Annotated in this window: 12 protein-coding genes; 4 read left to right on the forward strand and 8 right to left on the reverse strand. The window is 64.7% G+C overall.

Features of this window, described 5'->3' with window-relative positions; genetic code table 11:
• Positions 1–16 precede the first annotated feature (16 nt).
• The 3 genes from ACIBJI_RS25965 to ACIBJI_RS25975 all read right to left on the reverse strand — a co-directional run bounded on the left by ACIBJI_RS25965 (position 17) and on the right by ACIBJI_RS25975 (position 3,294).
• Positions 17–910 carry a DUF5995 family protein gene (locus ACIBJI_RS25965; protein ID WP_364345656.1) on the reverse strand — a complete coding sequence of 298 codons (894 nt, stop codon included), beginning with the start codon at positions 908–910 and terminating at the stop codon, positions 17–19.
• 64 nt (positions 911–974) lie between these two features.
• The gene (gene glpK / locus ACIBJI_RS25970) at positions 975–2,480 is read right to left on the reverse strand and encodes a glycerol kinase GlpK (protein ID WP_364345658.1); all 1,506 of its coding nucleotides are present in this window, start codon (positions 2,478–2,480) and stop codon (positions 975–977) included.
• Between the two features lie 49 nt (positions 2,481–2,529).
• Positions 2,530–3,294, reverse strand: a complete 765-nt coding sequence (locus ACIBJI_RS25975) for an IclR family transcriptional regulator (RefSeq protein WP_364345660.1) — start codon at positions 3,292–3,294, stop codon at positions 2,530–2,532.
• 417 nt (positions 3,295–3,711) lie between these two features.
• On the opposite strand from ACIBJI_RS25975, the gene glpK (ACIBJI_RS25980) reads away from it, so the two are divergent.
• On the forward strand, positions 3,712–5,232 hold the full coding sequence (gene glpK, locus ACIBJI_RS25980; protein WP_364345662.1) for a glycerol kinase GlpK: 1,521 nt from the start codon (positions 3,712–3,714) through the stop codon (positions 5,230–5,232).
• Positions 5,233–5,273: 41 nt separating this feature from the next.
• Complete coding sequence (gene glpD, locus ACIBJI_RS25985; protein ID WP_364345664.1) at positions 5,274–6,953, forward strand: glycerol-3-phosphate dehydrogenase; 1,680 nt, start codon at positions 5,274–5,276, stop codon at positions 6,951–6,953.
• A gap of 59 nt (positions 6,954–7,012) precedes the next feature.
• On the opposite strand, the gene ACIBJI_RS25990 is transcribed toward glpD, so the two are convergent.
• The gene (locus ACIBJI_RS25990) at positions 7,013–7,171 is read right to left on the reverse strand and encodes a hypothetical protein (protein WP_364345666.1); all 159 of its coding nucleotides are present in this window, start codon (positions 7,169–7,171) and stop codon (positions 7,013–7,015) included.
• A 220-nt stretch (positions 7,172–7,391) separates the two neighbouring features.
• Here ACIBJI_RS25990 and ACIBJI_RS25995 point away from each other — a divergent pair, with 220 nt between their 5' ends.
• Positions 7,392–8,138 carry a hypothetical protein gene (locus tag ACIBJI_RS25995; RefSeq protein WP_364345668.1) on the forward strand — a complete coding sequence of 249 codons (747 nt, stop codon included), beginning with the start codon at positions 7,392–7,394 and terminating at the stop codon, positions 8,136–8,138.
• 57 nt (positions 8,139–8,195) lie between these two features.
• Positions 8,196–9,182 carry a potassium channel protein gene (locus tag ACIBJI_RS26000; protein ID WP_364345670.1) on the forward strand — a complete coding sequence of 329 codons (987 nt, stop codon included), beginning with the start codon at positions 8,196–8,198 and terminating at the stop codon, positions 9,180–9,182.
• Positions 9,183–9,244: 62 nt separating this feature from the next.
• Here the strand turns inward: ACIBJI_RS26000 and ACIBJI_RS26005 are convergent, their stop codons facing one another.
• From ACIBJI_RS26005 to ACIBJI_RS26020, 4 genes are all read right to left on the reverse strand, one after another.
• Positions 9,245–10,465, reverse strand: coding sequence for a cytochrome P450 (locus ACIBJI_RS26005; RefSeq protein ID WP_364345672.1), 1,221 nt, complete (start codon positions 10,463–10,465; stop codon positions 9,245–9,247).
• 9 nt (positions 10,466–10,474) lie between these two features.
• The gene (locus ACIBJI_RS26010) at positions 10,475–11,737 is read right to left on the reverse strand and encodes a cytochrome P450 (RefSeq protein ID WP_364345674.1); all 1,263 of its coding nucleotides are present in this window, start codon (positions 11,735–11,737) and stop codon (positions 10,475–10,477) included.
• A 523-nt stretch (positions 11,738–12,260) separates the two neighbouring features.
• Entirely contained in the window at positions 12,261–13,007 is a 747-nt protein-coding gene (locus tag ACIBJI_RS26015) for an NAD(P)-binding domain-containing protein (protein WP_364345676.1), read from the reverse strand.
• Positions 13,008–13,444: 437 nt separating this feature from the next.
• Positions 13,445–14,290 carry a hypothetical protein gene (locus ACIBJI_RS26020; protein ID WP_396958544.1) on the reverse strand — a complete coding sequence of 282 codons (846 nt, stop codon included), beginning with the start codon at positions 14,288–14,290 and terminating at the stop codon, positions 13,445–13,447.
• Positions 14,291–14,442: the final 152 nt, after the last annotated feature.

A 14,442-nucleotide genomic window follows, 5' to 3' on the forward strand; every position in this document is an offset into this window, starting at 1 on the left:
GAACAGACTAGGCGTCTCACAGACCTCTGAGCAGTGTCAACACATCCAACGCTGTTTCGACGGAACCGCTGAGCAGCCGGATCTCCGCCGCGGTCGCATCGTGCAGTCCAGGATCCTCCAGTGCCAGGCCATTTCCATAGATCACCACGTTGTATCCGAGATCGGCGGCCCGTAGCAGCGGACCGGTCGCCACGCCCGCGCCGAGCAACAGGTCCAGACCCTCGCCGACGAAATAGAACCGCCACAGCGGACCGAGATCGCCGTTGTAGATCTCCTTGGTACGGTCGATGATCACCTGACCGGAGGCGGCGATGCCGTCGACGATCTCGAAGTAGTCGGGCGCGTTCTCCGGCCTACTCGCAACCGTCGCCACCGAATATGGGAGATCAACGGTCAAATGCGCGTTGTAGCCCGCCATGGCGACGTGGGCGGGCGATACCTCGCACCTGCGAGCGAGTTCGAAATACCGCGCCCAGTGCGGCTCGACCGGCGCGCCGGTGAATGCCGCATGCACATTGACCAGGAATCGCCGCAGCAATTCCAGGCTGATCGCATGCGCGTACTCCCGATCCTGAAACGCACCGGGATCGCGCTGTAATGGCATTACCGCCACCTGCTCCACACCGTCGAGTCCGAGCGGAAACAGTCCGCGCCGATCCCGGTGGGCGACCAGTATCTCGGTGATCTCATGGTGGCGCGCGACCGCGCTCTCCAAGCGTTGCAACGTATCTCCGGTCAGCGTGCTGGTATCGGAGAGTTGCGCGATGGTGTCCAGTTCGTCCGCCGACAGCGGGGTGCCACAGAACGCCGGATCAACCGGCTGCGCTAAGGCCACCGGCGTCAGCCCGACGGCAATCGCGATTACTGCGGTGATCAGTCCGAGGATGGCCGTTCGCAAGGAAGCTCGCACCGCCGGAGTCTAAGCGCGATTCAGGTTTCCGCCGAGCCGTGACACGGCACCTGATCACCACACGCTATCGCTTCGAGCGCGACCAGCCGAAGGTCAGGGCTACGGCGCGTTTCCAGTTGTCGTATTCGTCTTCGCGGTGGGTGGGGTCCATTTGGGGGATCCATTGTCCGGCGAGGCGCCAGTTGCTGCGTAGGCCTTCGAGATCGGGCCAGTAGCCGACGGCCAGTCCGGCGGCGTAAGCGGCTCCGAGAGAGACCGTTTCCGCGACGAAGGGACGCATGACGGGGATATCGAGGACGTCGGCGACGATCTGCATGAGCAGGTTGTCGGAGGTCATGCCGCCGTCGACGCGCAGGGTGCGGGCTTGGAGTCCGGAGTCGGCGTTCATGGCGTCGACGACTTCGCGGGTCTGCCAGGCGGTGGCCTCCAAGACGGCGCGGGCGAGGTGGCCCTTGTTGATGTAGGAGGTCAGGCCGATGATCAGACCCCTTGCGTCACTGCGCCAATGGGGTGCGTAGAGGCCGGAGAAGGCGGGCACGATATAGCAGCCGCCGTTGTCTTCGACTGTGCGAGCGAGGGTTTCGATCTCGGGCGCACTCGACACCAGACCGATATTGTCGCGCACCCACTGCACCAGCGAGCCGGTGACCGCGATCGGCCCCTCCAGTGCGTATACCGGTTCGGGTTCGATCTGATAGCCGATGGTGGTGAGCAGACCGTGCGAGGACTGCACCAGCTCGCGCCCGGTATTCATCATCAGGAAGCCGCCGGTGCCGTAGGTGCATTTGGTTTCCCCACGGGCGAAACAGGTTTGGCCGAATAGCGCGGCGTGCTGGTCGCCGAGTGCGGCGGCGATCCGGATGCCGGGTACGACCCGGCTGGTCGTCCCATAGGATGCGGTCGACGGCTGAATGCTCGGCAGCATCGCGGCTGGAATTCCGAAGAACTCCAACAGTTCTCGATCCCAGGCGAGTGAGGCGATATTCATCAAGAGCGTGCGGCTGGCATTGGTGACATCGGTGCGATGCACACCGCCGTCCGGTCCCCCGGTCAGATTCCAGATCAGCCAGGTCTCCATGGTGCCGAACAGCACGTCCCCGCGCTCGGCCCGATCCCGCAGTCCCGCAATGATATCCAACAGCCAGCGCAGCCGCGGAGCGGCGAAGTAACCGGCCAGCGGCAGGCCGCACAGTTCGCGAATCCGTTCCGCACCCGGCTTGCTTTCGAATTCGCGCACCAGCTCGTCGGTGCGCACGTCCTGCCAGACGATTGCCCGGCGGATCGGCACACCGGTGCGGCGATCCCACACCACCGTTGTCTCGCGCTGATTCGCGATACCAAGGGCCGCAACCTGTTCCGCGGCGATACCGGAATCCCGCAGCGCCTGCGGCACGATCCGCTCGACATTGCGCCAGATCTCCAGTGCATCCTGCTCGACCCAGCCGGGCCGCGGATAGTGCTGCTGGTGTTCGCGCTGTGCGACGCCGACCAGGCGGGCGCGCTGATCGAACAGGATGCACCTGGTGGAGGTGGTGCCCTGGTCGATCGCCAGCACATAGCGTTGCGACATCGGCTACTTTCTGTCGGACGAAAATTCGGATGGTCGAGCTAAACGAGACTCACTGTCCGGCACCGAGATCCCGCGATACCGCATGCGCCGCGTCGCGGACGTGCCCGACCAGCGTCGGCCGGTGCCGCAGTCGCGGATCGCAGAGCCGATCGACCGGGCCGCTGATCCCGATCGCACCGACCACGAGTCCGCCGTGTGTCCGGATCGGCGCGGCTATTGCGGCCGTCCCGGATCGGAATTCCTCGATCTCCCCGGCCCATCCAGCCTGCCGGACCGCGGTAAGCGCCCGGCTGAGCGCCGCCCGGTCGACAATGGTGCGCCGGGTGAGCGGCGCCAACTCGGCACCGCGAACAGCGGCGGCGAACTCGGCGTCATAGGCGAGCAGCACCTTGCCGAGCGCGGTCGCATGCGCCGGTAGCAATTCACCGACCTCGAGTGCCTGTTCGGAGTTGTCCGGCCGGAAGACGTGGTGCACGACCACAACGCTTTCGTCCGCCGCGGCGCCGATCCGCACCGACTCTCCCGTCCGCGCGGCCAGGGCGTCAGCCCAGTTGATCGCCCGCGAGCGCAGTTCGTTGTTGTCGAGATAACTCGTCCCGAGATGCAGTACGGCCGCGCCGAGCTGGTACTTGCCGCTGGCCTGATCTTGTTCGACGAACCCGACACCCTGCAATGTACGCAGGATGCCGTGCGCGGTCGGCTTGGCCAGCCCGAGCGCACCTGCGATTTCGCCGACTCCGAGACGGCCGGAACCCCGAGCGAGCAGCTGTAGGACGGCCGCCGCTCGTTCGATCGATTGGATCGGACCGGGCATACGCGGAAACCTATCCGCGCGATTCGACAATGTCGAACACACACCAACCGACGAGCAACATCTACGCAATGCATGTGACCTGCATCATCGCGACCTCCACGGTCGCTGGACAGTAGTGACGTCGCCCAGCGATGACCATCACAATCGTTCGGCATTGTCGAACGCACGCTATGTCCGTTTCGGCGATCCGGTCGTAACGTCGGCCCCAACGGCCGCAACCGCGGCAGTCTTTGCAGACGGAGGCTCAACGTTGAACTTCGGCTCGCTATCCGCAACCGAGGCCCTCGGCACAGCGATCCCGGTGCTGCTTGGTGTCGCCGTGGTCGCGAATGTGTTGCTGACCAAGTCCACTCGGCCGGTTCACTCGCCGAACTCGCTGTCTTGTCTCCCGATGCGTTTTCCGAAAGGACAGCAGCGATGAGCCAGTACGTCGGCGCCATCGATCAGGGCACCACGAGCACCCGCTTCATGGTGTTCGACCACGGCGGCAATGAGATCGCCCGGCACCAACTCGAGCACGAGCAGATCCTGCCCCGCGCGGGTTGGGTGGAGCACAACCCGACCGAGATCTGGGAGCGCACGCGCTCGGTCATTGTGTCCACCCTGAACAAGGCGAATCTCGTCGCGAGCGATCTGGCGGCGCTCGGCGTGACCAATCAGCGCGAAACCACCGTGGTGTGGAATCGCCGGACCGGGCGGCCGTATTGCAATGCCATCGTCTGGCAGGACACCCGCACCGACAAGATCGCCGCCGAGCTCGAACGCGCGGGTCACGGCGAAATCATTCGGCGTAAAGCGGGTTTGCCGCCGGCGACCTACTTCTCCGGCGGCAAGTTGCGCTGGATCCTGGACAATGTGCCGGGCGTCGCCGCCGACGCGGACAAGGGCGAGGCCGTCTTCGGCACGACCGACACCTGGCTGCTGTGGAATCTGACCGGCGGCATCGATGGCGGCGTGCACGTCACCGATCCGACCAATGCCAGCCGCACCATGCTGATGGATCTGGAATCCTGCGACTGGGACGACGAACTGTTGTCCGTCTTCGGAATTCCGCGCGCCATGCTGCCGACCATCGCGCCCTCGTCGAATCCGGAACTGTTCGGCAGGACCCGCGCCGACGGACCGTTCGGCGGCGAGGTGCCGCTGGCGGGTGTGCTCGGTGATCAGCAGGCGGCCACCGTCGGTCAGGTGTGCTTTCGCCCCGGCGAGGCCAAGAACACCTACGGCACCGGAAACTTCTTGCTGCTCAATACCGGGACCGAACTCGTGCGCTCCCAGCACGGACTGCTCACCACCGTCGCCTACCAGTTCGGCGACGAGAAGCCGGTGTACGCGCTGGAGGGTTCGATCGCGGTCACCGGCTCGGCCGTGCAGTGGTTGCGCGATCAGCTCGGCATCATTTCCGGTGCGGCGCAAAGCGAATCGCTGGCCAGGCAGGCCGAGGACAACGGTGGGGTGTACTTCGTGCCCGCGTTCTCCGGTCTGTTCGCGCCTTATTGGCGTTCGGACGCACGCGGTGTGATCGTCGGGCTGTCGCGCTACAGCACCAATGCCCATCTCGCACGGGCCACCCTGGAGTCGATCTGCTATCAGACCCGCGATGTCGTCGAGGCCATGGAGGCCGATTCCGGTGTGCGCCTGGATACCTTGCGGGTGGACGGTGGCGTCACGGCCAACGAACTGTGCATGCAATTGCAGGCGGACTTCCTCGGTGTGCCGGTCTCACGGCCGGTGGTCGCGGAGACCACCGCACTCGGAGCGGCCTATGCCGCCGGACTGGCCGTCGGATTCTGGAGCGACACCGACGAACTCGTACAGAACTGGCGCGAGGACAAACGCTGGACACCCACCTGGACCTCGCAACAGCGCGAACGTGGCTACGCCCGTTGGAAAAAGGCGGTCGCGCGCACGCTCGACTGGATCGACGTCGACGACTGACAACTCGCAGACTCAGTAGCACCGAAACAAGGAGACATACCGTGTCCGCACGTTTGGACTCGAACTACCGCACTAATGCACTGAACACATTGGGCGACAACGAAATCGACGTACTCGTTATCGGCGGCGGCGTAGTTGGCGCCGGTGCCGCCCTCGATGCCGCCGCCCGCGGCCTGACCGTCACCCTGGTCGAGGCAAGGGATTTCGCCGCAGGCACCTCGAGCCGCTCCAGCAAGCTCATCCACGGCGGCCTGCGCTATCTGGAGCAACTCGACTTCTGGCTGGTACGTGAGGCTTTGAAGGAACGCAGCCTGCTGCTGCACCGACTCGCCCCGCATCTCGTGCGCCCGGTGTCGTTCCTGCTGCCACTGCAGCACCGGGTCTGGGAGCGCGCCTACATCGGCGCGGGAGTCGCGCTCTACGACACTATCGGCGGGGCCAGGGCGCTGCCCATGCATCGGCACCTATCACACACGCGCGCAATGGAATTGGCGCCCGCACTACGCGACGACGCGATGATCGGCGCGATCCGCTACTTCGACGCCCAGGTCGACGATGCGCGCCACACCATGACCATTGCCCGCACCGCCGCCCAGCACGGCGCGACGGTGCTGACCCGCACCAAGGTCACCGGTCTGCTGCGCGACGGTGAGCGGGTGATCGGCGCCCGCGTCACCGATGTGGAGACCGGTCGCGAATACACCGTGCGCGCCCGCCGGGTGATCAGCGCGACCGGCGTCTGGACCGACGAGATGAACAAGATGACCGGGGTGGATTTCCCATTCCACGTACGCATGTCGAAGGGCGTGCACATTCTGGTCCCGCGTGAGCGACTCGACCTGGATACCGGTCTGATCATGCGCACCGAGAAGAGCGTGCTGTTCGTGATCCCGTGGGCCCGGCACTGGATCATCGGCACCACCGATACCGATTGGGCGCTGGACAAGAATCATCCGGTGGCCAGCGATGCCGATGTGCAGTACATCCTCGACCATATGAATGCGGTGCTGCGAGAACCGTTGTCCCGCAACGATATTGTCGGCACCTACGCCGGTCTGCGGCCGCTGCTGTCGGGCGCATCCGCCGATACCGCGACGCTCTCGCGCGAACACGCTGTCGCGGAACCGGTTCCGGGTCTGTTCGTGATCGCGGGCGGTAAATACACCACCTACCGCGTGATGGCGGCCGATGTGGTGGACGCGGCCGTCAAGGGGCTGGGTCGCGCGACCGCCCCGTCGGTGACCGAACACCTGCCGCTGCTCGGCGCCGTCGGATTCCAGGAACTGGCGGCCGATGTGAACAGCGTCGCGCAGCGGGCCGGTCTGCCCGTCACAACCGTCGAGCATCTGCTCGGTCGCTATGGATCGGACGTCTCCGAGTTGTTCGAGGTGATCGCCGCCGAACCGGAGTTGGCCGAACCACTCCCCGGTGCCGGTGCATACCTCGGCGCCGAGGTCGTCTACGCGGTGACATATGAGGGCGCACTGCATCTAGACGATGTCCTGACCCGCCGCACCCGCATCTCGATCGAAACCGCCGACCGCGGCCTGACCGCCGCACCCGCGGTGGCCTACCTCATGGGCACCCGACTCGGCTGGGATGCCGCGACCACGGATCGCGAAATCACCCGCTACCGCGAGCGGGTGGAGGCGGAATTGGCCGCGAACAAGGCCGCCGACGACGAGTCGGCTAATGCCGCGCGCTTGGTCGCCGTCGCCTGAGTTCGATGGCGCTGAGTTCGATGGCGCGTGGTACGAAATCGTACCGCGCGCCATCCGCGTCAGATGTCCGAGCCGCCGTAGCCACCGGGCGTCGATTCGTCGGTTTCCAACTGCTCCTCCTGCGGATGTTCGTCGGCATGCGTGGGTTTGCTGTGCTCGTCCGCGAAGTCGCCCTCGTCGTTCTCGATTGTTCGCGGATCGATCTTTCGTCCGGTCATGCTCGTCGTATACCCGGGATCCGCCGCCGAACGCAGACCGATCAGCTTTGATCGGGCAACTGCGTCCCGAGTCGGTCGCGGGATCGCGGGCGACGCTGGTGGCACCATTCGATATCGCGGCGACAAAACCGAAAGATTGCCCCCAGCGCATGTTCATCCGAAAGATCGGCTGCGCCGAATGTAGGTAAGTAAGCATCCCACGTTCGGAATGAGGCTATTTATGGGCAAACATCGAGCGACAGCGCGGATTCGACCCATACGTCGACGAACCGCCGCACTCACCTTGGCAAGTGCGGCCCCGCTGTCCGCCATCCTGATCAGCGCCGCACCCGCGACCGCTGACTCACAGCCACTAGACAACAGGTTCGTCGTCGAGCCATCGGCTCCGGTCGGCGACAACATCGCACTCGCTCCCTTGCCGCTGTGGAGCGCCACCGCACTGGTGGCCGATCCGAACCCCGACCCCACCGACAGCGTGGACACGACAGGCCCCGACCAGGGCCCACAGATGCTCGTCACCGACAATCGCATTCACATCGGCAATCTCCAGATGGATCGCCCGGACTGGCTGCCGTCCGAATACGCCGCCCAGATCAACGATGCGTCCGGAGGTGCTAAAACCGCACTGTCCCAGGGAATTCAGTCGGCGGGTACCGACCGCGCCCGCTCCGACCATGTCGCCGATACGATGATCGGTGACGCCATCATCGGCGCGTCGGTGGGTGCCACCCTAGCGTCCCCGCTCGCCGCCACCAGCGCGGTGGTCGGCGCGGCTGCAGGTTTCATCGCCGGAATCCCCTTCCTCCCCGCGGGACTGGTGGTCGTCCCCGTCATCGGCGCGGCCATCGGCTACGCGGTGATCGCCGCACCGGCCGCGGCGGCCGGCGCAGCCGTCGGTGCGGCGGTCGGCGCAATCGAGGGTGCCGCCACCCCGATACCGCTCCAGGAGCAACCGGCAACCGCATAACCTACGTTGCGCGGCAATTGCCGGATGTGACCGTTGCCGCGGGTGGACAATCCTCGCGTGAGCCCGTTACGCCGTATCAGCCGAGCAGTGCTGGCATTCCTGCTGGTAGTGCTGGCTGGTACCGTCGGCTACCTCATTCTCGGGTTCGGGTTGCTCGATGCGCTCTACCAGACGGTGACGACCATATCCACCGTCGGCTTTCGCGAGGTCCACCCGCTCAACGCTGCGGGCCAGCTGTTCACGATGGTGCTCATCATCGTCGGCGCGGGCACCGCGCTGTACATGTTCGGTGTCCTGCTCGAGGCGCTCATCGAAGGACATCTCCGCGAACACATGGAGAGGCGACGGATGGACCGGCGCATCGACCGGATGTCCGGTCATATCATCGTCTGCGGCTGGGGCCGCGTCGGCACCGCGTGCGTGCAATACCTCAGCGGGCTGGGTAAACAGATCGTCGTCGTCGATCGCGATCCGGCGCGGCTGCAGGGGCTCGAATATCCCAATGTGCTCGGCGATGTCACCGATGACAGGGTGCTGGAGACCGCCGGCATCCAACGCGCCCACGCCTTGATCGCGGCGCTGGACGGCGATGCCGACAATGTCTACGTGACCTTGTCGAGCCGGGCGCTGCGGCAGGATCTGGTCATTGTCGCCAGGGCGCGCACCGAGGGTTCGAAGTCGAAACTGCTTCGGGCCGGGGCGAATCGGGCGGTGAACCCGCAGTTGATCGGCGGGCGACGAATGGCGGCGTTCGCTTTGCAGCCCAACGTCGCCGAATTCCTCGACGTGGTCATGCACGACGAAACGCTCGACTACCGGATCGAGGAATTCGATATCGCCCCGGACTCGCCGTTGATCGGCCGCACACTGGAGGACATCGCGGTGCGCCAGACGACCGGTGCACTGGTGCTGGCCATTCGCACACCCAATGGGCAGTTCATCGCCAACCCTCTCGCCGAAACCATACTGGCGGTCAACACGATTCTGATCGTGCTGGGCACAGCGGCCCAACTCGATGCGATACGCGGCTTCGGCCACAAATAGATCGAGCGGGGTGCCACAAATAGATCGAGCGGGGTGCCGCTGGGCGACACCCCGACACCGATCTAATCCAGGAAAACCGGCAGCGTACGGTGTCCATTCGAAATGAAGCTGCCGACCGGCGCCAATTCCGACGGATCCACGGCCAACCGCATATTCGGGAACCGCTCGAATATGGCAGGCAGGGCGATCGTCGCCTCGAGCCGGGCGAGCGGGGCGCCGATGCAGTGGTGCGCGCCGTGCCCGAAGGACAGGTGTTCCTTATTGACCCGCTGCAGGTCGAACGTGGCAGCGGTGGCGCCGTGCAGGTTCGGATCGCGGCCCGCGGCGGCGTAGGACGCGAGAATCGCCTCGCCTTTGGGAATTCGGATCTCGCCCAGCTCGATATCGTCGACCGCGTAGCGCAGCGGCAGATGCGCGACCGGCGCCTCGTAGCGCAGCGTCTCCTCCACCAGATCCGACCACGGCACCCGGCCCTCGATCAGATCGGCGCGCTGCTCGGGATGGGTGAGCAGGATGAAGATCGCCTGGTCGAGCAGATTGACCGTAGTCTCGTGACCGGCATTGATGACCAGCATCAAGGTGTCGACGAGTTCCTTCTCGCTCAACTGTGAACCGTCGTCCTCGTCGCGGGTGGCGATGAGGACACTGGTGACATCGTCGCCCGGAGTTTCGCGCCGGTAGGCCACGAGTTCGCTGACCAGGCGATACATCTCGAGGTAGTTGGCCTGTGCTTCCTCGGGGCCGAACGAGGTGTCGAAGAAGCCGTCGACGCATTTGCGCAGGCCGGGTCCGAGATGTTCGGGCACACCCATCATTTCGGTGATGATCTCGATCGGCACCGGATAGGCGTAACCCTCGCGCAGATCGGCCACCTCCCCCTTCGGCGTGGCCGCGAGCGCGTTCAGCAGTCCCTCGGTGATCGCCTCGATGCGTGGACGCAGCGCCGTGGTGCGGCGGTGGGTGAATGCGGGCGAGACCAGCTTGCGCAGGCGACGGTGGTCGGTGCCGTACGCGGTGAACATGTTGTCGACCGCGATCCACGGCAGCAGCGGCCACTCCTCGGTGATCTCGCCATTGATGAACGAAGTCCAGTGCTGCCGTGCGTCTTTCGACACCCGCGGATCGGCGAGCAGACTCTTGAGCACGGCGGCATCGGTTACCGACCATGCGGGCACACCACCGGGCAGGGCGACCAGCGCAACCGGTCCGCGCTCCCGGATCCGCTCGTTCTCGCCTTGGATATCAGCGCCGGTCAGATCCAGGACCAGCGGTTCATGCTCCATCGTTATCTCCTAGAGGACGGGCAGTGGAGGGGACTTGGGGAAGACGACCGGCAGCGCCGCCAGTGCCCGGTGGAATGGTCCGGGCCGCCAAGTCAATTCGTCTGCGGGCACGGCCAGATCCATCTCGGGGAGTGCGTCGAGCAGCTGATCGATGGCATCCTGAACGACCAGGTAGGCAACGGATTTCGCGGGGCAGGCGTGCGGCCCGGCGCCCCAGGCCAGATGCGAGCGGTTGCCGGTGCGGTCGCCGCCGCGGATCGCCGGATCGTTATTGCAGCCCGAAAAGCTGACCACGACCGGCTGATGGGCGGGCAACCAGGTGTTGTCGATGAGGGTCGGCTGGCGCGGGTAGGTGATGCTGAAGTTCGCCATCGGCGGGTCGTTGAACAACACCTCGTCGAGTGCGTCGCGGGTCGAGAGGCTACCGCCGAGCATCTCACCGCCGAAGCGGTCGTCGGTTAGCATCAGCAGCAGGGTGTTCGTGATCAGATTCTGCATCGGTTCGATGCCCGCACCGTAGAAACTGATCAGCTGGCATAGCATTTCGGTATCGTCGAGCTTGGACGGGTGGTGAGCCATTCGCGAGGTGACGTCGTCACCGGGCTCGGCCCGGCGTAGCTGCACCAGCTCCAGTAGCGCCTCGCTGAGCATCGCCATACCAGCGGCCGCCTCGACGGTATCGAAGAGCATCGCCATACCGGTCGCGACCCGCTGCCCCAGTTCCGTTGGGCAGCCGACCATCTGGTTGATGACCTCGAAGACGACCGGCAGCGCGTACTGGGTGACCAGGTCGACCTCGCCTGCCTCGCAGAAGCTGTTGATCACCGGGATGGCGATCTTCTCGACCGTCGAATGCAGTTCGTGCAGATCGATTCCGTCGATGCTGCCGGTATACGCCTGCCGATAGCGGGCATGCGCCGCCCCGGTATTGCGTAGTGCGTTCGGGTACCACATCATCATCGGCTTGATGGGTGAGTCGTCGGGAATTGTCTGTTCCCATTGCCGCGGATCCGCCGGAAAGTGTTCGGGATCATTGAGGATTCGCACCGCGGTCTGATACCCGACCACCAGGGTGGCGGGCACACCCGGCGCCAACTCCATCGGCACCAGCGACCCGTATTGGCTGCGGGCCTCCCGATAGGCCCGATGTGGATCCGCGGCGAACTCCTCGGTATGCAACAACACTCGGGGTTCGCCGGGATCCAGTGGTGAGCCGTGCTGGGCGGGGCAGACTCCGGTCGCGGTGGCGCGGGTTGACGATGGCGTGGTCAAAGGCGTGACTCCAGACGTTGGATCAGCAAGGTGGCCAGGATCAATGGAAGCACCGCGGCGATAACACAGCCTGCGGCCACAGCACTCAGTTCAGCCCTCCTCGCGACGCCGACCGTATGTGACCCCGGCCATGAGGTCCGCGTCGAGAACTCGGACCCTGGCGAGGCAACCACAGTCGACTGCGGTCACCCCACAGTCCCTGCACGACAGGCGATTTCGACACACAATCACCGGACGCCCTACCAGCCGCCCAGAACTCGACGACCCGCCCACGTTATCAGCATCCGGAAGAACTCTCTCCAGATCCGTCCGCAACGCCCGCACGCCGACCGCGAACCCGCCGCTATCGGCAAATATGTTGAGCTGCTATTGATCACGTCGCTCGTTGAGGCTCGACGAGAAGTGCCCCCACATGCTCTGTGGCAATTGCACACCGCCGTAGATGTGCAGTTGCGATAAATAGTGTGTACGTCCGAAGCAAGCTGCTCGGCGGCGCGGTCCGGGCGCCCTGCTCGGGGTGGGTTCAGTCGGCGCTGGGAAGCCTGGCTTCACCCGCGGGCCGGCGGACTGCGGTTTCGATGAGTTCGGTGAGTTGAGCTGCGGGGACGGGAATGCCGGGGGTTAGTTGGGTCCACTGACGGAAGGCGTCGACGTCCATGGCTGGGATTTCGCCGAGGTAGGGGTGAATGTATGCCGGGGTGTTCGGCTCGGTGCGCCAGCTGTCGGTCAGCGGGCCGATGTCCACCGCGTCATAGCCGAGGAGGTTCAGAAGCTGGGCGACTTCGGCTTTGGCGGCCGTGTTGTCACCTGCGATGGGAAGGGCGCTGCGGTCCGGCGCACCTACCGGGCGGGCGAGGGAGAGCAGCTGGTGCGGGGTGATGGTATTGAATGCCTTGACCACTTGGGAATCCGCGAGATGGCGCTGGATCAGGGTGCTGGAAGTCAGTGCGCCTGTATCCAGTTCGCTCAGGTGACCGTCTCGCTGTGGATAGTAGTTCGCAGTGTCGAGGACCGTCTTTCCGGCCAGCGCTGTCGCGGGGAGCTTTTGAAGGGCCATCAGCGGAATCGCTGCGACCACCAGATCCGCGGCGCGTGCCACTTCCGCGGGTGTGGCCGCTCGGGCTCGGCTACCGAGTTCATCTACCAGATCAGCGAGCGTCTCGGGACCCCGCGAATTACTCAGCACGACATCAAGGCCTGCTGAGATGGCCAGGCGGGCAATGGAAGTACCGATCATTCCGCAGCCGATGAGTCCGAGCGTTCCGTGCACGGCGTATCTCCGTTCGTTGATGTGGGTGCCGCCTGACAGCGTGAATCCATCACGAACCCACGACCAGACCCGTGTTCTGCCTACTCACGCCGTGATCACCCACAGCGATGCGATGGTCGCCGCACACCGGCATAGGGTTATCGAGTGGACGACCGGACCGAGCTCAGCGGATTCCTCAAATCGCGCCGAGCTCGCCTGCGCCCGCAGGACGTCGGGCTGCGCGACCACGGCGGCGTACGCCGAGTCGCAGGCCTGCGGCGCGAAGAGCTGGCCCAGGTGGCGGGTTGCGCGCCGATGTCAGCTCCGGCCGATGCAGTGCGGCGGCACGGAACTTGGCCACGATCAACCAGCCTTCATGGCACCCAAGTAATTTGGCAGTCCGGCACAGATATCGGCGGGCGCTCGGAGGAAGCGCCCGCCGATATCTGTATCCGTGCTCATCGCTCGACCACCAATGCCGTACGGTTCAGAATCAGCCATTCATCAGCGTTCTTCCCCATGCGGAAGGCGTCATAACCCTTGATGGCGGCGAATCGGCCCGGGTTCGCCAGCACCTTCCGTTGCTCTTCCAACGCTTGTTTCCGTACGATCGCGGCCTCGGTCTGCTCGCCTCGTTTCAGGCGCGTCAACTCCTTGTGAATCGGCCGCAATTCCTTGTCCTGCTCCTTCAACAGCCGATTCAACAGCGTGGTTCGCGCGTCGGGTCGCAGCGCCATGTGTATCACCTCGCCGCCGGTATCGTCGGCATAGCCTTTCGCCCGGTCCGCCTTGGTCGTTGCATAGATTCCACTGCCGTTCGCCCCTGAGGATCCGAAGTATTCGCCGGATTTGAATTGGTCGGCATAGTCCCAGATCGGCACGCCACGGAACAGCTCCGTCCCGGGCGGGACGATATCGCGAATTCCGCCCACCCCCACCAGAGTCGGTGGGCCGTCGAATCCCTGGCGACGGCAGATCTCCCGCAACATCGGATCTCCGGTTGTCTTGCCGCGAAGTACGGAGTGCAGCTGGCGATAATCCAGCTCGTCGATGAGGTCGCGCCCCTTGGCGCGGGGAGTCGATGCCGAGGTATCGCCTGCTGGCTGCCTCGACATTTCGGACTTCGACTGCCTAATGACGAGCGCGTTCTTCTCGTCACGATCTACTAAATCGTCAAGGCCCCGGCGTGAGGTTCCGGTGATTTCTCGGGATCCGTCGGCCGCCGCTTTGGTGCCTAGCCTGAGCACCGAACTCAGCTGCCCGGTCGCCGTTTTCATCGCGTCGATCAGGACTCTGCTGATCATCCGATCTCACTGTCATGATGAGCAAGGATCCGATAGATCCTGCCCGTCGCCGATTGAACAGGCGGATCTTACTTTCGCCCACCGCTGTCGATATTCCCGAGAATGAGAATGCTGTGCGATGGAGTGACGTCGTTGAACAGGCCGCTTCCCCA

The organism is Nocardia sp. NPDC050408 (genome assembly GCF_044458905.1).
In the GTDB taxonomy this organism is placed as follows: Bacteria; Actinomycetota; Actinomycetes; order Mycobacteriales; family Mycobacteriaceae; genus Nocardia.

Coding starts and splice junctions, on each gene's coding strand:
- glpK (WP_364345658.1), bottom strand. CDS start 2,480: ATGTCGCAACGCTATGTGCTGGCGATCGACCAGGGCACCACCTCCACC.
- ACIBJI_RS25975 (WP_364345660.1), bottom strand. CDS start 3,294: ATGCCCGGTCCGATCCAATCGATCGAACGAGCGGCGGCCGTCCTACAG.
- glpK (WP_364345662.1), top strand. CDS start 3,712: ATGAGCCAGTACGTCGGCGCCATCGATCAGGGCACCACGAGCACCCGC.
- ACIBJI_RS25990 (WP_364345666.1), bottom strand. CDS start 7,171: ATGACCGGACGAAAGATCGATCCGCGAACAATCGAGAACGACGAGGGC.
- ACIBJI_RS25995 (WP_364345668.1), top strand. CDS start 7,392: ATGGGCAAACATCGAGCGACAGCGCGGATTCGACCCATACGTCGACGA.
- ACIBJI_RS26005 (WP_364345672.1), bottom strand. CDS start 10,465: ATGGAGCATGAACCGCTGGTCCTGGATCTGACCGGCGCTGATATCCAA.
- ACIBJI_RS26020 (WP_396958544.1), bottom strand. CDS start 14,290: ATGATCAGCAGAGTCCTGATCGACGCGATGAAAACGGCGACCGGGCAG.